The sequence below is a fragment of the Myxococcus sp. AM011 genome (assembly GCF_013372595.1).
Classification (GTDB): Bacteria; Myxococcota; Myxococcia; order Myxococcales; family Myxococcaceae; genus Myxococcus; species Myxococcus eversor.
The window spans coordinates 1-18,333 of record NZ_JABXEM010000030.1 but is presented as its reverse complement, the minus strand read 5'-3'; the positions used below and the strand labels follow the sequence as shown (position 1 = coordinate 18,333).

The following is an 18,333-nucleotide window of genomic DNA, read 5'->3' as shown; positions in this document are numbered from 1 at the left end:
TCCCACCCCAGTCATCCATTGGGAATGCCATGACAATGACACGCATCGACTCCAGGTCCGAGGGCAATACCCTTGCGGTCAGCCATCCCATCCAGGCAGGACTCGCCGACTTGTGGCACGCGCAAGTCGGTCTCCGGCCCGAAGCCATCGCCATCCACTGGGGCGTCAAGCGCATCACCTATGACGCCCTGGACCGTCGTGCCAACCAGCTCGCGAATGCGCTGCGCAAGCGAGGCGTGGGCGAGGAGACGCCCGTCGCGATGGCCATGCGGCAAGGCATCGAGGCCATCGCGGCCCTCGTGGCCCTCATCAAGCTGGGGGCCACCTGCGTGCCGCTGGACCTTCAGTATCCTCGCGAGCGAATCGCCTACATCATGGAGGACTCGCGGGCACAGGTGCTCCTCGCCGAGACGGTGACGGAGGAGACGAAGTGCGCGGTGGGGGACCTCCCGCGGATATGCCTGGAGCGTGACGCGGACGCCGTGGCGCGCGAGCCCGAGTCGTTCTCCGGGCCCCGCGACAATCCGGAGCGACGACTCTACGTCATGTACACCTCCGGGACGACGGGCCGTCCCAAGGGCGTCGAGGTGCTCGCCAAGGGCATCCGACGACTGATGGTCGACAACTCCATGCTGAGCATCCATCCCGGGGCGCGGGTGGCTCAGACGTCGAACCTGGCGTTCGACATGTCGCTGCACGAAATCTGGGGCGCGCTCCTCAACGGGGCCACGGTCGTGGTGATTTCCAAGGCGACCCTCCTGGATGCCCATGCCCTCCGCGAGGCCCTGTGCGACATGCGCGTCGACATCCTGAGCATCGGGACCGCCGTGTTCAACCTGGTGGCCCATGCCTATCCTGACGCCTTCAGCGGGCTTCGTCGGTTGATAGTGGGCGGGGAGCGCGCCAATGCCCGCACCTTCCGCGTGGTGCTCGAGAGCCAGCCTCCGGAGCAACTCTTCAACGCCTACGGTCCCACCGAGGTGTCCATCTACTCGACCGGGCACCTGGTGCGCCTCCAGGACACCTTGAGCGGCGCGATTCCCATCGGGAAGCCCGTTGCCCACACCGAGGTCTTCCTGCTCGACGAGCACCTGCGCCCCGTGGCGCCGGGACAACCGGGAGAGCTGTGCCTCGCGGGAGAGGGCGTCACACGTGGATACCTCCACCAGCCGGAGCTCACCCGGGAGCGCTTCCCCACGGTGTCTGGATTGAAGGAAGGCCAGGCCCTCCGCATCTACCGCTCGGGAGACCTGGCGCGGTGGGATGAAAATGGCGCGCTGGAATACCTGGGCCGAAACGACCAGCAGGTGAAGATTCTCGGCCACCGCATCGAACTGGAAGAGGTCTCCAAGGCGCTCTTGCAGAGCGGGCTGCTCCGGGACGCCGTGGTGACGCTCCAGGAGCGGCCGGATGGTGAGAAGTCCCTGGCGGCCTTCGTCGTCCCCAAGGACTCCACCTCGGACGTCGAGGAGGCTCTGCGGGACTTCATGCACGCCAGGGTGTCGAAGCAGATGGTGCCCGCTCGCTTCGTCCTGCTGGAGCGGCTCCCCGTGACGGTGAATGGGAAGACCGACCGCTCGGCACTGCCCAAGCTCGTGTCGCCGCGAAGCGGACCCGCGCTCACGCGGAGCACGACGACCTCGGAGGACCCCGTCGTCGCGGGAGTGAGCACCATCTGGGCCGAACTGCTCGGCGTGGAGGCCGCCTCTCCCGGCGACGACTTCGTTCGGCTGGGGGGGAACTCCCTGATGACGGGACGCCTGGTGTTGCGGCTGCGCGAGAAGTTCGGCGTGGGCCTCTCGGCGTATGCCCTGCATGAAGCGCGCACCCTGGGCGACTTCATCGAAGCGGTGCGACGGGCGCTCGCGGGTATCCAGGACGAAGGCCACGCCATCTCGGGGCCCGAGGCCTGGCGCGAGGAAGCGCGACTGCCCGCGGACATCGTCCTCGCTCCAGGGAGGGCCGTGACGAAGGGGAAGCCCTTGACGGACATGCGTTGCATCTTCCTCACGGGCGCAACGGGCTTCCTCGGCGCCTACGTCCTGCGCGACCTCTTGCGGACCACGAAGGCGCAGGTGGCCTGCCTCGTACGCGCCAAGGACTCGGAGACGGCGCTTGCTCGCATTCGCCAGGCCCTGGAGAAGTACGAGCTGTGGGAGGACCGCTTCGCCCCACGCATCGAGCCGGTGTTCGGAGACCTGGGGGCCCCGAACCTGGGAATGGACATCCAGCGACACCGCTCACTCGCCGAGCGAGCCGAGGCCATCTTCCATGTCGGCGCGCATGTGAACTTCGTGAAGTCCTACGAGGGGCTCCGGGCCGGCAACGTGGACGGAACCACGGAGGTGCTGCGGCTGGCCGCACTCGGACCGACACCGCTGCACTACGTGTCGACCATCGCCGTGTTCGGCCCCGCCGGCTACTTCAATGACATGCGCGTCCTTCGCGAGGACGAGGGCCTGGACGGGCACCTCGAAGGCCTGCGCCATGACGTGGGATACGCCGCCAGCAAGTGGGTGGCGGAGAAGCGTGTGTGGGAAGCCCGGGACAGAGGCCTGGCGGTCAACGTCTACCGTCCTGGCTTCGTCATGGGCCATGGGGAGACAGGCATCGGGAATCCGGATGACTTCGTCGCGCGCTTCATCCGCGGCTGCATCCAGATTGGCTGCTGTCCCATCCTTCCTCGTCAAAGCAAGGAGATGGTCACCGTGGACTTCGTCAGCGGCGCCCTGCTAGGAATCGCCTCGCGCGAAGGCGCGGTCGGCAAGGCCTATCACCTGGTTCCTCCCGGACCTCGCGACTCCATGGACATGGACGGGCTCTACTCCCTCCTCGCGGAGTGCGGACAGCCCCTCAGCCGTGTCCCCTATGAGGAGTGGGTGGATCGCCTCATGCGAGACCCTCGCGCGGCGGAGAACCCTCTCTGCGCCCTGGTGCCCATGCTCTACGAGCGGGTCTACGGCGGGAGCGCGACGCGCTGGGAGCTCCACGAAGGCCAGCCTGTCTACGATACCCGGAAAGCGAGGGAGGCCATCTCCGAGCTCGGCCTCGTGTTCCGTCAGATGGACCCCGCGCTGATGTCCCTCCACCTGGAGGACTGGCGCCGCAAGGGCCTGCTCCCCACCCGCTGACGCGCCCCGGGGCTCCCCGCGAAGCAGCGGGGAAGTGGAGGCTCAAGGCTGCGAGGCTTCCGCGCGGGAGCGGGAAGTGGCGCACCTCGTCTAGGTCAGAGTGCGCCTCTCACCGGGTGGACGCCCTACCAGCGGTGCTCCCACTTCTGGTTGTCACCCCCGTGGCAGCTCCACACGAGCGGCAGCGTCCCATCGGACGTGCTCCAGGGGTTGTCGAGGCACAGCCCGCCCGGCCCCCGAATCTCCCCGCGCAGATGGAACTTCTGCGCGGACGAGCCATTGCAGTCCCAGAGCCGGAAGGGGGTGCGGTTGGTCGTATCTCCGTTGGCGAGGTCCAGACATTTCCCCCCGAGGCCGCGAATCTCCCCGCCCGGGTTGAACGTCCACCGCTGGTTCGCGCCGCCATGGCAGGCATAGGCCCACACCGGTGTGCCATTCGCGGTGCTCCACGGCACATCCAGACACCGACCGTCTGGCGCGCGGATGAGGCCTGAATCCGTCACCGTCCACTTCTGGTTGGGGCCCCCATAGCAGTCGAAGAGCCAGGTCCCCGAGCCGTCATACGCATAGGGGACGTCAACGCACTTGCCGGAGAGGTGGCGAAGCTCCACGTTCTCCATCCGCCACTGCTGACTGGTGCTCCCCACGCAGTCGAAGAGCTGGGTGGTGGCACCGACGGTCGCGGAGGGCGCGTCCAGGCACTTGCCCGCGTTGCCGACGAAGGCCAGCCCTTCCCGCCGGAACGTCTGCGCCGAGGAGCCGTTGCACGAGTGGAGCTGGAACGGGGTGCCGTTCGCGGTGCCGCCGCCCTGCGCGTCCAGGCACTTGCCGCCCCATGCCTTCAGCTCCCCGGTGGGGCGGTGCGCCCGCCAGAGCCACCCGATGGAGGTGTGGTCCAGGTAGATGCCCTGGTTGTGGATGCCATTGTTCGAGTGGTTCAGCCCGACCACCTGCAGCGAGTCATCTTCAATCATTGCGGCACCGCTGCTTCCAGACTCCGTGTCGCAGGAGTGGAGGAAGCCGGCGGCGAGAGGCGGGATGTAGCACGTCTGTGACCACTCGAGGTCCCTGCCCTGGGGGTGGCTGAAGATGGTTCCAGTGGAGCCCACCGCATTGTTGATACCGCCCGCGTTGGACTGGAACCCCACCGCCGCGAAGGGTCGCGGGCTCACCTCGATGAAGGCGTAGTCCCAGGCGCCCGAGTTCTGCATCGACAGGATGCGGGTACAGCTTGAGACCAGATATGGGCCGGTCCCCGCGCGCTTTCCCCAGGAGACCGTGGTGTCCGTGGGACATGCGAGGTTCCACTGTTCGCTGGAGCCCGCGGCGAAACAGTGGCCTGCCGTCATCACCACGCCGTTGCCCAGGTGGGTCGCGGTGCAGAAGCCCGCCCCGCCGATCTTCAGCAGGCCGAAGGCATCCAGCAGCGGGCGGTACTTCGCCGGGATGTTCGAGCCATCCGCCGCCACGGGGATGAGGTCATTGCCGCCAACGATGAGTCCTTCCCGCTGGAATTGCAGGGGAGTGTCCTCCACGACCTCGAGCTCCGTGCCACAACCCACCAGCAGCAAGGCCAGCACTCCCGCCATTTGACGCAGCATGTCCGTCCCTCTCATCCCTCGAAGCGCTGCCCGGAAAATGGCCGGAGCGCCGAGGTCTCGCGCTGTCAGGAACGCGCAGCGTCCCAATCCTTGGATTCGCGCGGTGCACCACGGAAATACCGGAAGCGAAGGTGGATTTCACGCTGTAAGCCATCACCCAAGGTGGTGAGGGCTGAGTCTCCTCACCGCCTCCGGGCCCCTTGGCGCTCAACAGCCAAGGGCGCTGTGGCGACGCATCACGTGCGGTAATTCTGTCTGCACTTCAGGTTGTCGCTCATGCGCCTGTCCTCTGCTTCGGAGGGTGTGAAGTGAGGGCCCTGTACCGCGGGGGCCCCGAGCTGCTTCGAGAGCCGGCCGCTCCCATCAACCAGGTTGACGCCTGCTGGCGTAATGGCGCGTGGACATCGGTGTCTCCGAGGCCACAGCCATGCATCAGCCACACTCCCGTTCCGCCGTTCCGCCCCCGAGCCACTTCTTCCGGTGGCTCACCGCCTCGCGCCTCGCGGGCGCCAGCTTGCTCCTCGCGAGCCTGGGAGCCTCCCTCGCGGCCTCTCCCCACTCCGAGCGTGGAGGGCTCCACACGTCGCCCCTGGCCGACCAACCCTCCACCACGGCCACGGTGCTGGACCCGCGCCGCTCGCTCGCCATCACCGACTTCGCGACCGTCTCCACCATCACCCTCCGGATGGTGATGAACCAGCTCGTCCATCAGGCCGGAAACACGGGCTTCACCGCCGAGCAGCTCTTCCGCCAGCTCTGGGACACCCAGAACCCCGCACCGGGCGAGTCCGACCTCCCTGGGGGCGCGCACTGCAGCGACCAGAATTTCACGCTCAATGGGGCGCCGTATGCCTGTCGTCCGTCGGAGGGCCGGGAGGCCATCCTCGGCGCCGATTCCGTCCTGGACCGCTACAACCTCATCGGTCTCTTCAACCGCTTCGACCTGGCCCCTCCCGACGGCGCCAACTGCGGCGAATACCGCATGGTCTTCGCCCGCCCGCCCGCGGACCGCAACCTGGTCATCTTCGAGGCCGTCCTCCCCAACCCTCGCCGCGAGCTGGGCCTGGAGGGCTGCCGCCCCATCGCCCAGACCTGGGCGGGTTTCTCCACCCTCACGGACCCCATCGCCCGCCGTGGCCTCGTGAGGTCATTCTTCCTGGACGCGAGCAGCCCCGGCCATGTCCCCGTCGTCCATGCCAATCACTACGGCAACAACCCCTTGGGCGAGGGACAGATTCGCACCAATCAGTTCATCCAGCAGGGACCGCCCGCCCCGTGGATGCTCCGTGAGTTCAAGCTCAAGCGGCAGTGCGGCCCCACCGGCTGCACCTTGCGCTTCGTGCCCGTCACGGTGAAGGTCAACCCGCGCGGCGACTTCTTCAACATCTTCAACACATCCCCGCTCGCGGTGAGCTTTCGCGAGCACTTCATCACCCAGGTGGCGGGCCTCGCGGTCGATGACATCAACCGCTTCAACTACGAGGTCCCCGACATCTACAACGCCGCCCAGAGCGATGCGCAGTCGTTCCTCTCCTCGGACGACTACCTCAACGAGTTCCTCTTCGGTCCTCCAGGCAACCGCTTCGCCACCGCCATCTCCACGGAGCTCCAGCGCATCGGCAGCTCGCTGACGCCCGAACAGGTGGTCTCACGCGCCCAGGTGCTGTCCTGCGCCGGCTGCCACAACCGCAGCAGCTTCGCGGACCTGGGAGGCACCATCGGCACCTTTCCCAACATCCGGACCTCCTTCGTCCACACCAACGAAGTCCCGGACCCCACCGCTCCACCCGATGAGCCCCGCTTCCTCATCTCAGACTTGCAGACGGGAACCTTCCTCCCTTTCCGCCAGCGGATCCTGGGCGGCTTCCTGGACACTTCCGCCCTCGGCGCCCTCCAGCGCGACTCCAACGGAAGGGTGCCCACCGTGGTCGCCGGGCAGCCCTTCCACGCCTCTGTCTCCGTCACCAATACCGGCACCACGCTCTGGAGCGCGGCCAACGGCACGCACGGCGTCTCGCTCGATGGGGCACCGAACCTGGTCCTCACTCCGGGGGACGCCATCCTCCTGGGCCAGAACAAGACGTTCACCGTCACGCCCACTGCGCCCCTGACGCCGGGACGCTTCAGCTACCGGTGGAGGATGCAACGAAACGGCGTGGCGTTCGGCCCGGAGCTGACCCTCACCGTCAACGTGAAGTCCCCCGCGTTCGCCTCGGAGCTCGTGGAGCAGACCCTGGTTCCCGCCGCCGTGGCCCCAGGTGAGACCTTCCAGTTCTCCGTCCGGATGAAGAACTGGGGCACCCAGAGCTGGAACGCCCAGACGCCCGTCGAACTGGGCTCCCAGAACCCGCCGGACAACGTGTCCTGGGGAGTGGCCCGAGTCCCGCTGATGCCCTACGAGGTCGTCAAGCCAGGCCAGGACGCCACCTTCGTCTTCACCGCCGTCGCCCCTTCGCTGACGGGGGCCTACCCGTTCGAGTGGCGACTCGTACAGGGCAACCAGCCGTTCGGTCAGAGCACGCTCCCCCTGACCATCACCGTCATGCCACCGCTCTCGTGTGATGGCTGCACCTTCGGACTCGACTGCCCCGACACCTGCCCGCCTCCCATCGAGTAGCCCGCGACACATTCAATGCGGAGGAGGGGCGCGCGGACAGGGCGGCGAGTGTTCGCGCCCCTCCGCGTTCAGGTGCTCCAGGCTCTCCCTCCCAGTTCTTCTTCATGGACGAGGTCATCAAGGGTCCGCGAGATTCGCCTCCTCCATGCCGACCCTTCTGGCCCTCCTTCACCTCGTGGGTTGCATGCTGCTCGCGGCGGTCTTCTTCGCTCCCACCGGGGCGCCCACGCTCGTCCACCTCCTCAAGGGAATCTTGAGGGAATACAGCCTGGTGATGCTGTTGCCGGCGCTCCTCACGGCGCTGGTGTCCGTCTGGAGCGCTCACACGGACGCGTGGAGGTGGCTGCGCTGGGGGACGGCCGCATCCGCGCTGCTGGTCGGATTCCTCGCGGTGTGGCCCGCCGCCTCCGCGTGGCGGATGGCGAGGGCGGCCGACATTCCGCTCGACCTCCGGGAGTATCTCCGTCCCCTCGTCGGAGCCCGACCCCTCCCCAGTCAGACCGTTCGCTTCGCCGTGGTCGCCGGACACGAGTTGCACGCAGACGTCTTCCTGCCGGGAGCCCCCGCATCGAAGGCCCGCCCAGCCGTGCTCTATCTGCACGGAGGTGGCTGGAGTGGCGGAGGGCGCGCATATGGCCGCGCCTGGGCCGACTTCTTCTCCTCGCGGGGGTATGTGTTCATCGCCCTCGACTACCGGCTCTTTCCCCCCGCCACGGGTTTGAAGGCGCCGGGGGACGTCAAGTGTGGCATCCGCTGGGTCAAGGACCACGCGGCCACCTACGGTATCGACCCGGACCGGCTCGTCCTGTTCGGAGAGTCCGCGGGCGGGCACCTCGCGACCCTGGCGGGGTACTCCGAGGGCGATTCGCGCCTCCCGTCCTCCTGTGCCTCCGGGGACTCGTCCGTGGCGGCCATCATCAGCTTCTACGCGCCTGGCGACCTGGTGGCCCACGCGGTGGGTGACCAGGTCGCGCTCGAGGGCTTCACGGGAGTGCCGCTGGAAGGCCACCGAGCGCTGTACGAGCTGCTCTCACCCGTCAACCACATCGGACCACGCTCTCCCCCCACACTCCTGGTCCATGGGGAGGCGGACAGCGTCGTGCCGCTCGACGCCTCGCGTGCGATGGCGGCTCGACTTGCCCAGGTGGGCGTGCCCCATGTGCTCTTCACGCTGCCGTACGCGGAGCACGGCTTCGACATCTGGGATGGGGGCTTCGGCCGTCAGCTCGCCCGAGGGCGGGTGGGACTGTTCCTCCAGGCGCACGTGCCCGTCGGTGAATGAAACTCCCGGGCCCCCGTCAGATACAGCACAGGGTGAGCGGGCGGCGAGAGTCGCCCCTCCACTGGAGACTTCAAACAAGGAGATGTCCCATGTTGGCGGTTCGGAGTGGTTCCGAGGGTGCGGGTGCGCGTGAAATCCGGTCGTCCGCGAAGGGCAGGGGATGGATGGCGCTCGCGCTGCTGCTCCTGCCTTTGACGGCCGCGGCGGGGCCGGGGCCGGCCTACCGCCACGATGAGTCGCGCAACCGCCCGGGGCCCAACCGCTGCCAGAATGACTCGCACTGCGATGGCGCGCGGACGTGCAGCTCCGCGGGCTGGTGCCAGGGCGAGTCGCGCCCCACGCCGCCTCCGCCGCCGCCCGGGCGTCCGGACCGGGACCACGGCGGAGGGGACTGGGGCCATGGCCGGGGAGAGACGCGTCCCCAGCGCAGCACCTTCATCCGCAGCAAGCTCGCGGGGCTCGTCATCGACATCGCGGGCAATGACCGCTCGCCCGGCACGGGGCTCATCGCCCACCGGCCCAAGTCCAACCGCGAGGGCAATGACAACCAGAAGTGGGAGCTGGTGCCCACGCGGGGCGGCTACCTCATCCGCAGCAAGCTCAACGGGCTCGTGCTCGACGTGGAGGGCGCCAACAAGGGCGCGGGAACCCGCGTTGTCATGTGGGAGGCTCACGGCGGGCTCAATCAGGTGTGGCAGCTCGTGCCCGGTCGCGTCCGTGGCACCTACTTCATCCAGAGCCAGCTCAGCGGCCTCGTGCTGGATATCGAGGGCGGCAAGACGGATGGCTCGGGGCGGCTCATCACCTACCCCATGCATCGCGAGGGCCGGGCGGACAACCAGCTCTGGCAGCTGGACATCTGACCCCCGGGGCTCATGAGACGGTAGGGGATGTGTGGCGGCACCGCTGGAACCGGGTGCCGCCTTCGGCTGTGTTTGAACGGCTCCTTGACGCGCGGACCAACGGCATCGAGGTGTCTCGCATCGTCAATGCAAGCGTGCATCGCGATGACACCGTCGGGAGCGGGCGCGGCCACCCGGCTTCCGTCGAGAGCCTCACGCGCTCGGTGCGAGCCCCGCGCGGTGTCCGTCTCGACGGACCTCCCCCAGGCATTTGAGGGTGGGGGAGGCTTGGGCCCCGTCAGCCATGCGTGCCGTGGAGGCTTGGTGCTGGACGAACGGACCGGAACTCGAGGTGAGCGGCCACCGGCGGCGAGTCCAGGCGTCGAGACCGAACCCCACGACCAACATGCCTGGCCACCACAGCGAAGCCACCACCGTGTGCACCCACCATTGGCCGAGCGCCTGGAGCACACCTTGTCCCGACTGGATGGGCTGCCATAGCCGCGTCAGCAGGCCGGTGGACCAGATGACGGCCAGTCCGATGACAGTCGCCCGCAGGAAGCGGCTCCCGTCGGCGGGGTCGATGATGGTCAGCGCGGGGCGGTAGCGCGCCGCCACCGCCTCTGGCCGACCGAAGGCACGGAGCAGCTCCGTGGCCATGGCCGCATCGGCGTCGCGTCCATCCGCGGCGGCCCGGGCCTGAAGCTCCTCGGTGAGCAATTCACGCAGTTCGAACGCCACATCGTCGCGTTGCTTGCGTGGCAACCGCACGGCGACATCGGTGATGTAGGACTCGAGCACGTCATTCGCGTTCATTGAGGGTCCTCCTTCAGGAGCCGGTCCATTGCGTCATTCATCCCCTGCCAGGCGTCGGTGAGGTTCTGGAGCAGCTTCCGGCCGTCCGCGTTCAGCGCGTAGTAGCGCCGGGGGGGACCGTCTTCGAGCCTCCACTCGCTCCGCAAGAAGCCTTGCGTCTCCAGGCGGCGCAGCAACGGGTACAGGGTGCCCTCTTCAATCGGCATTCCCTTCTCCGCCAAGGCCTGTCTCAGCTCATACCCGTAGCGAGGCCCACGCAGCTGCGAGAGGGTGGCCAACACCACCACCCCTCGGCGCAGCTCGAGCTCCAGTTTGTGGAACGGTTCCGCCTGACCCATGCGGAGCACAGTACTGTGTCGCGCATAGTACCGCAAGAACCCCATCCCAGGGAGGCGGCGGAGGACCTCCAACGGCTAACGGCGGCGATACCAGCCGCTCTCGCAGGCGTTGGCGCGGGTGGCGAAGACTTCGCGGTTTCCACCCGCGCTCCACTTCGTCTGGAACGCCAGGCAGCGCGCCTCCGGGTAGGCCGCGCAGGTCGTCGGGAAGAAGCAGTCCATGATGTCCCGGAGGTGGTTCTCCATCGCGGTGCTGAAGCCCTGGGCCGCCGCGGTCGAGCGTCCCTTCGCGCCCATGATGTCGCCCCCGGGCTGCGCCGCGTTGACCACGATGACGCCGCCATTCGTCTTGCCGATGTAGCAGCCGGTGTTCCCGGTGCAGGACTGGCCGATGTTGTAGTTCGTCACCGTCACCGGGGCGCAGGCCCTCCCGCCGAACCAGGCGAGGCCTGGGTTGCTCAAGCCGCTCAATGTCAGGCAGCGAGGGCTGCTGCCTGGGGCCTCGCGGGCCCGGCAGGTCGTCGCATCGTAGGTCCAGCAGGCGGCGTTCGGGTCCGCCGCCATCTGGGTGATGAGCTGGTTCACTGTCAGCGAGGAGCCACACCAGGAGGAACAGCCGATGGAGTCCATGTTCGGAGAGAAGGTCGTCTGCACCATCGCCCCGGTGTCTCCCGCGAGGATGTACTCCTCGGTGAGCTGGCCGATGCCATGGCCCAGCAGCTCGTGCTGGAGGATGCCGCGCGAGAAGTCGTGCTGCCACGGCGCGCCCCCGGAGGGCCTGGGCAGGTCGCCGCTGTAGGCGGTTGCTCCATACTCCCCATAGGAGCCTGTCTTGACGGTCACCTGCGCGTCGATGTTCGCGCAGTACAAGAAGCCCTTCGCCGCGCGAGGGTCAATCGCCGGGTTCTCCACCGCGACGTAGAAGTTCATCTGTCCGTAGTAGGAGTTGAAGGGCACCGTCTGGGACAGCGGCGCCGTCTGGCGCCCGCCAGAAATGGGCGGGCCGCTGGCCTCCTCGAGGACGCGGCGCAAGTTCTCCTTGAGCGACAGCAGCGCCGGGTCGGAGTTGTAGTCACTCCAGAACGAGCCGGTGGCACCCGCCGTTCCCGTCTCCTGGACGATGACATTGAACTGGTTGCGCGCTCCGTGGGTCTGCTTCTCCGTGCCCAGCACCTGGCAGCGGCCGGGGCAGAGGACGTTGGTGGTGGCCGTCGGGTACCAGGACTTCGCCTCCTCGACGGTGCCGTTCAGCATGAACATCACGTCGTCCTTCTTCCCGGGAAAGCCCAGCGCCTGCACCGAGCCCGGCGCGAACAGCCGGCCATGCTCGTAGCGGGCGTTGTTCACGACGAGCTGCGCGCTGCCGTCCCAGCCGCCGTAACGCGTGGACAGCTCCAGGTAGTAGTAGCTGCCGTGCGTCAGATTCACTCCCAGGGGGAAGTTGAACCAGTTGCGCTGGTTGGGGCCGAGCGTGAGGCCAAGCGGGTACTGCTGCGTGAAGACCTCGTTGAGACAGCCATCGAGGATGCGCACGCGAAGCCAGTCATCCTGCTTGGAGGCATACACCGCGCCCGAGAACAGCAGCGACACGTCCGTCGCGCGGTCCACATGGTTCATGAAGAGCTGGAGGACGGGCCGGTCCGGAGTGATGCCGGCGAAGGTCCGGGAGTTGTCGCTGCTGGAGTTGAGGTTCAACCGGCTGACCGGCGCCGCGAGGACCAGGCACGGCAGCGCCAGGACCGCGAAGGCGAGGAGACGACGCATGGAGGACTCCGTCTTGTCGAGAGGGACTCATGGCTAGACGGTGGCCCTGTGTTTCCTTCGCTCTCGCGTCTGACGCTCAATGCCGAGTCCGGCGTGACTCCAGAGTGGCTCCCGTGCCCGAGTCGCCTCGCTCATGTGGGCGAGGCGACCCAGGGGCTCGTGTCAGGCGTCCGTCAGAATCACTGGCCGCGGACGCGCTCTCCCTCGGGGCCCGCGTTGTAACGCTTGTTGGGGTTCGTATTGGATTAGCAAGACAGAGATGATGTGAGGGGTATCGCCAGGCAGACAGCTTACGAGTGACTGCTCGATGTCCGCTGGCGTCGCCTCTTCGCCCTGCTCACCGCCGCTACCCCTTCCGGAGTCCCACCACCTCGCCATAGCCACCAGGGATGAAGAACTCGTGCGCCTCCATCCCCATGATGCGCAGCGCGGTGGTGACGACGTCCGCGGACCGGGGGACGCGCTTCTGCGTCTGTCCCGTCTCCTCGATGATGTCCACCGGGACCCCGAGCCCGCGCGTCGTATACGTGCCCACCTGTCGATTCGCCGCCACGTTTCCGCCCGCGAAGGCGACCGAGGTGAAGGGGTGATGGTCATCCGGCAGGTTGTAGCTGCCATCCCCCGAGCGTGAGGCCCAGCTCCGGCCAAACTCGCTCATCACCAGCACCAGGGTGTCATCGAGCAGCGTCTTGCCCGGCTTGCCCGGAGCGGGCGTGGCCTTCATCTCGCCCAGGAAGCGCGCGACGCAATCCATCAGCCCCCGGCCATGCGCGCAGCTGAAGGCATGCCCCGAGCCGCTGTGCGTGTCGAAGTCCATGCGCAGCGAGACATGCACCGACGTGCACAGGTCCGACTTGAGCAGGCGCAGCGCCATGTCCATGCGCGGGTCCAACCCGACGAGGTGGAAGTTCGCGTTGCCGAACGTGTAGGTGAACGACTCGTTCAAGTAGCTCGACAGGTACGCGGGCCGGTTCGTCTTCAGCGTGTCGATGCCCTTGGTGCCCTCCAGCAGGGACACCACATCCGTCGCCAGCACGCGGGAGACGGATGACAGCGAGCCATGCAGGCCCTCCAGGTAGTTGTCCACCTTCGCCGTCGAGCGGCCCAGGAGCGGCTGCGCGCGCCCCAGGGAGTAGCGCTCCACCGTGGTCGTCTTCAGCGCGGCCCCCGTGGGCCTGCCTCGCGCATCCAGCTCCGCGCCCTCGGTGCGTGCATCCAGCCCCGTCCACCAGGCGTTGTCCGCGGGCTTCCCGGAGAGCATCGGCTTGAGCGCGTCGATGGACGGCACGCCCACGGGCGAGGCATGCGACGGCAACCCCATGCCGGACGGCACCCCCCGTTCTCCAGAGACGACCACGAACGGCAGGGGCCGGGTCTCCCGGTGCCGCGCGTACAGGTGGTTCGCGATGACCGAGTGCATCGCGGGCGCCCGGTAGTCCGCGCCCGCGACGCCGCACATCGCGGAGATGAACGCGCTGGCATGGTCATTGGTGCCCTGGTCGATGCCATGCAGCACGCTCAACTGCTCATGCAGCGCGAAGTGCTGGTAGCCATACATGAGCGGGCTGAAGGAGCCGCGCGCCGCCGGGTCCTGAGGATTCCAGGACTGCCACGTCCGCAGCGGCTTGTACGGGCCGTTGGCGGGCGCCAGGTTCACCACCTTGCTCGCCTCGAAGAAGACGGGCTCGCTGATGAAGCCCGAGGGCCCCGGGACGCAGAGCGGAATCTCCGAGTCCTCCATCGGCGTGAAGCAGTACGCCGGACGGAAGCCGCCCGGGACATAGAGCACCACGAGCCGGGAGGGGACGTCCGCGTCCGCGGCCTGGGCGACTCCAGAACCGAGGAGCCCCGCGCGTTCGAGGAGGGCGAGCTGGCTGGCTCCGAGGGCCCACTTGAGCAACGTGCGTCGAGAAGTAGTCGGCATGGGGTCCTCGGCTCAGTAGGTGATCCACAGCGGGTGACGGATGAGCGCCGCGCAGGTGCCCACCCAGGCCAGGCGCGTGCTCTGCGCCTCGAGCGGGAGGTAGACCTGCTCGTACAGCTCCTTCAGCTCCGCGTCCGCGGGAGGCTGTCCCAGCATGCGCAGGTAGAGGTTGCGCAGGTTCTTCTGCACGGCGTCCGGGCTCTTGGTGGAGGTGTCCGCGAGCGTTGCGAAGCGCAGCACCGCCTTGTTGTTGGGCTTGTCCACCGCGCGCCCGCACCAGGCCTGGGACATCTGGACCAGCGCCTGCCCGGCGGAGGGGCCGAAGCTCGGGTCCTTCTTGCGGTACTCCAGGGAGTTGCCGCCGCCGAGCGCCTCGAAGCGCTCGACGGAGCGCGGGTCGGAGACGTACTGCCCCGAGATGCCGGGAGCCCAGTCACCGGGCCACACGAAGAACTTGTTCCAGTTCACCACGTACGCCTGGTCGCGCCAGTGGGGGTCGCTCGTGCTGACGAAGTCCTCGAGCGTAAGCCCCAACTGGTCCATCAGGCTCACCACCATCTCGTCGGCGGCCAGCCGGCGGACCTTGAACTCCGCGGGGGACGGAGTGTCCAACTGCACGGGCGGCGCCTTCAGGTCGCGAATCCACGCCTCCACCTGGGCGATGGTCATCGTGACGCGGCCGCTGGCGACGAGCTGCTCGTAGGGCTGGCCCGGCGGCATCTGGGCGTAGCTGCCGGGAGCCACGCCCTTGAGCATCTTGATGAGGAGGCTGCCCTCCGGGTCCCCACGCTTCACGAACCGCTCGTCGTAGACGAGCCCGCTCTCGAACGCGGCGAGCGAGGCGAAGAAGGGCTTGTTGCCGTTGACGTGGCAGCCCTCGCAGGCGGGCGCGAGCGCGAGGCGGACCGCGTCGTTGTCGCTCGCCGCGGCGCAGCTGTCACCCGCGTCCGGCTTGTCATCGCCGCCCTGCGAGACATCTCCGAAACAAGCCCCCAGGTTGAGTGAGAGCGCGACGAGCGCGACGGCTCCCAGGAACGAACTCAGCGTGCGCATCACAGGCCCCTCCGCAGCTCGGACTGCTCGAAGAGATATCGGAGGAAGGGCCGCAGCTTGCGCTCCCTGGAGACGAACTCCCTCGCGAGCTTGTCGATGAAGCCCTTCTCCGTGGCCGGATTCAGCTCCCGACCGATGAACATCGCGTAGAGCTTGCGCGCGGCGCAGCGGTCGAACTCACCGGAGCGGACGAGCAGCTTGCCGAAGCCCAGCGGGCCCATGGTGCCATCGCCATGTTCACCCAGCAGCGTGTACGACTCCGGCATCGTGTCGAGCAGCACCGCCTCCGGATTCGCCTTGAGCTGCTCCGGCGTGACAGGGGTCAGCACCGTGTTGGGCACGAAGGCGTTCTTCCAGCGCTGGCCCGGCGCATTGCCGATGTGCGGATACTGTCCGGACAGCCACTCCGCGGTGACGCGCTGGTTGCCGATTCCCCCGATGAAGGGCCACGGCACGTAGTAGCTCGGGAACGGAGTGAAGTCCCATCGCTTGAAGGCGACGGCCGCGGGGTCCAGCGTCTTGTGGCAGTGCAGGCACGTCCCGCCGGTCGCCGGGTCGATCTCCAGCGGCGGGAAGTGCACGTCCGCGGGAGGCGGGGAGAAGTTCTGGCAGGCGAAGATCTCCAGGAAGCGCGCGGCCCGGACGCGCTCGCGCGGGAACGAGGACATGGACCCCATCATCGTGAGCACCCCGGCGGCGGGCAGGCCCAGGGGCGCGTCCTTCGTCGTGCGCGGGTCGAAACGATAGGTGCGCTCCATGCTGCCGGAGCGGGTCTTGTCGGGAGTGAGCGAGAGGTGGAAGGGCTCCAGCTCCTCCACCACGAACTCGCGCCACGCCAGCGGGTCGTTCGGCGTCGGATGCAGCGGGTCGCGCGGGGCGTTGCCCACGTCCGGACGCCACCACGTGGTGTTCTGGTCCACGGAGGTGCTGCCCATCTGCCGGCCGAAGCGGATGTACAGCGCCCGCAGCCAGTTGGTGCCGACGGAGTAGTTGCCGACGACGAGGTCCGAGAGCGGCCGGTCATGCCATGCCAGGTGCGCGAACAGGCGCGCGGGCTCCTCGTAGGGGTGGCGGCGCTGACCACTGAGGCTCGAGGTGCCCGTGGAGTTCAGGCCGGCGAGCGGCGAGCACCACATCAAATTGGGGCCACACCCGCAACCCCGGACCAGCACGGGGTCGTAGTAGCCGCCGTAGGCGATGCCACAGTCGTTGACCTTCCCCGTGGCGGTGTCCGTGACGGTCTTGACGTCGGAGCCCGCCAGGCCCAGCACCTGGACCGTCGTCCCCGGAGCCCACCAGGGCTCGACGGTGTGCACCACCGGCACGGCGGGATTCCCGCTCCCATCCTTGTCGGAGCACTGCTGCCCCGGGTCCCCCGAGGCGAACTCGTTCACCGCGTAGTACGCGCCCGGGTGCGGGGTGTTGTCGGCGCACCGGTGAAGGTGTCCTGACATGTCGCCCTGGTACGCGTCGCCGTTGGCGCCCGTGGTGTAGGCGCCCACGGCGATCCACTCGTGTCCGAAGCGCAGCATCCGCTCGTAGAACTTCGGAGAGGCGAGCACCTCGTCGAGCGTCGAACGCAGCAGCGAGGCGCGCGCCTCGGGCGAGGCCGTCGCGGCCATGGCCTCGTACTGCTCCAGGGTGGGAGTCGTCCCCGTGAGGCCGAGCACGATTCGCCGCAGCAGGCGCGTGTCGCTCATCTGGTCCTGGGGTGGGTCGACCGGAGACGTCGGCTCGGGTTCGCATTGCTGCGCGTGCGCGTCGGGCACGCCGAGCCCGGACGTCGCGAACAGCACGGCCGCGAGGGCCGCGCTCTTCAAGTGCAGGTGCCAGTGCATGCCCGAGACAATAGCATCGGCTGACACAATAAATCACGGGGAGAGATGTCTGTCATTCCCCGAGAACGGGGGTGGACTCTCCTCTACACCCGACTGTCTTTCGGGCCCCGGGTGGCGGTGACTGGAGGCCACGGTGGGGTGGACTCCCCACCACAGGTTCACGCACCGCGCCATGGGGTTGGCTTGTGGGCAGCCGCCCCACCTCGACTGCTCGACGGGCACGGAGGGCTGACGCTGTCGGGGGCGTGTTTGACATTGCAGGCCGTCGGGCGAACACTGCGCGCGTCCTTCGCTTTCAAATCCTGTCTTCGCGGTTCGAGGTGCGTCCATGCGCAAGCTTCGCCCAGCGGTCGTTGCCCTCCTGTTCGCGGTCGTCATGGTTCCGGGGCTGGTGGCCGCGGCGAGTCAGGGCGTGCACAGCATCTGGTCGACGAAGGGCGGCGCCGCCGTCATCAAAGGCACCCTCTTCGCGCCCGTCCTCAATTCCTCGGTGGTGAGCTGGAAGGAAGGCGCGGGGCCCGCGTTCGCGAATGCGCGGATCACGGCGGATGCCAGTGGCATCGCCACCGTCCTCGAGCTCCACCTGGTGGCCCTCCAGGGCTTGCCGACGAACGACGTGGTGCAGGGCCTCTGGAACGTGACGCTCGATGGCGTGCTCGTGTGCGCCGCGTGCCCGGGCTACGCCAAGGGGCTCAGTCATCCCGTGGGAAGCCCCTACAACATCGACGTGGACAACTCCTTCTACCGGCTCGACGGCATCATCACCTCGCGCTTCGACTACTGAGGCGCTACCTCGACCGGGCGAGGACGATGGGTTCGAGTTGGAACGCCACCGTCGAGAGGGTGATGTGCGGCAGCGGTGCCCCGAGCACGTGTTCCGCGGGGTCCTTGGGATTGAACCGCACCTCGATTTCCTGTCCGCTCGACAGCTTCCGGAAGCCCTGTTGCTGTTGTCGCGCCAGGGCCAGATGGGCCCGCCGCTCCTTCCGCGTGGAGAAGGGCGAGTGGTCGCTCGGGGTCATCTTCGAGATGGGCGCCACGGTCTTCACCGCGAACGCGTACGTAGTCTCGCCCGCCGTGTAGCGGTAGTGCGCATATTCCCCCTCGCCATGCCCCACCAGCCCCCC

General features: G+C 67.9%; 13 protein-coding genes. 5 read left to right on the top strand and 8 right to left on the bottom strand.

Annotation, left to right across the window (positions count from 1 at the left end; translation table 11 throughout):
• Positions 1-29 precede the first annotated feature (29 nt).
• The gene (locus HUW62_RS08710) at positions 30-3,131 is read left to right on the top strand and encodes a non-ribosomal peptide synthetase (protein WP_217911213.1); all 3,102 of its coding nucleotides are present in this window, start codon (positions 30-32) and stop codon (positions 3,129-3,131) included.
• 125 nt (positions 3,132-3,256) lie between these two features.
• Here HUW62_RS08710 and HUW62_RS08705 read toward each other — a convergent pair whose 3' ends face one another.
• A complete protein-coding gene (locus HUW62_RS08705) occupies positions 3,257-4,732 on the bottom strand; it encodes a ricin-type beta-trefoil lectin domain protein (RefSeq protein WP_176434156.1) in 1,476 nt (491 codons plus the stop codon).
• Positions 4,733-5,159: 427 nt separating this feature from the next.
• Between HUW62_RS08705 and HUW62_RS08700 the strand changes: the two genes are divergently transcribed.
• The 3 genes from HUW62_RS08700 (at position 5,160) to HUW62_RS08690 (ending at position 9,494) form a co-directional block, all read left to right on the top strand.
• Entirely contained in the window at positions 5,160-7,349 is a 2,190-nt protein-coding gene (locus HUW62_RS08700) for an NBR1-Ig-like domain-containing protein (RefSeq protein WP_176434155.1), read from the top strand.
• A 145-nt stretch (positions 7,350-7,494) separates the two neighbouring features.
• A complete protein-coding gene (locus tag HUW62_RS08695) occupies positions 7,495-8,631 on the top strand; it encodes an alpha/beta hydrolase (protein ID WP_176434154.1) in 1,137 nt (378 codons plus the stop codon).
• Positions 8,632-8,720: 89 nt separating this feature from the next.
• Positions 8,721-9,494 carry an RICIN domain-containing protein gene (locus tag HUW62_RS08690; protein WP_176434153.1) on the top strand — a complete coding sequence of 258 codons (774 nt, stop codon included), beginning with the start codon at positions 8,721-8,723 and terminating at the stop codon, positions 9,492-9,494.
• A gap of 192 nt (positions 9,495-9,686) precedes the next feature.
• Here HUW62_RS08690 and HUW62_RS08685 read toward each other — a convergent pair whose 3' ends face one another.
• The 6 genes from HUW62_RS08685 to HUW62_RS08660 all read right to left on the bottom strand — a co-directional run bounded on the left by HUW62_RS08685 (position 9,687) and on the right by HUW62_RS08660 (position 17,206).
• The gene (locus tag HUW62_RS08685; protein ID WP_176434152.1) at positions 9,687-10,289 is read right to left on the bottom strand and encodes a hypothetical protein; all 603 of its coding nucleotides are present in this window, start codon (positions 10,287-10,289) and stop codon (positions 9,687-9,689) included.
• A complete protein-coding gene (locus tag HUW62_RS08680) occupies positions 10,286-10,627 on the bottom strand; it encodes a PadR family transcriptional regulator (protein ID WP_163867435.1) in 342 nt (113 codons plus the stop codon). The genes HUW62_RS08685 and HUW62_RS08680 overlap by 4 nt, the downstream gene beginning before the upstream one ends.
• 75 nt (positions 10,628-10,702) lie before the next feature.
• Positions 10,703-12,391, bottom strand: coding sequence for a hypothetical protein (locus tag HUW62_RS08675; protein ID WP_176434151.1), 1,689 nt, complete (start codon positions 12,389-12,391; stop codon positions 10,703-10,705).
• Between the two features lie 346 nt (positions 12,392-12,737).
• Entirely contained in the window at positions 12,738-14,315 is a 1,578-nt protein-coding gene (locus HUW62_RS08670) for a DUF1501 domain-containing protein (RefSeq protein WP_176434150.1), read from the bottom strand.
• A 12-nt stretch (positions 14,316-14,327) separates the two neighbouring features.
• Positions 14,328-15,368 carry a hypothetical protein gene (locus tag HUW62_RS08665; protein WP_176434149.1) on the bottom strand — a complete coding sequence of 347 codons (1,041 nt, stop codon included), beginning with the start codon at positions 15,366-15,368 and terminating at the stop codon, positions 14,328-14,330.
• Positions 15,368-17,206: a DUF1549 domain-containing protein gene (locus tag HUW62_RS08660; RefSeq protein WP_176434148.1), complete on the bottom strand. Its 1,839-nt coding sequence runs from the start codon at positions 17,204-17,206 to the stop codon at positions 15,368-15,370. The genes HUW62_RS08665 and HUW62_RS08660 overlap by 1 nt, the downstream gene beginning before the upstream one ends.
• A gap of 328 nt (positions 17,207-17,534) precedes the next feature.
• On the opposite strand from HUW62_RS08660, the gene HUW62_RS08655 reads away from it, so the two are divergent.
• Complete coding sequence (locus tag HUW62_RS08655) at positions 17,535-17,990, top strand: hypothetical protein (RefSeq protein ID WP_163867439.1); 456 nt, start codon at positions 17,535-17,537, stop codon at positions 17,988-17,990.
• 4 nt (positions 17,991-17,994) lie between these two features.
• Here HUW62_RS08655 and HUW62_RS08650 read toward each other — a convergent pair.
• On the bottom strand, positions 17,995-18,333 hold a 339-nt coding region (locus HUW62_RS08650), incomplete at its 5' end, for a hypothetical protein (protein ID WP_176434147.1).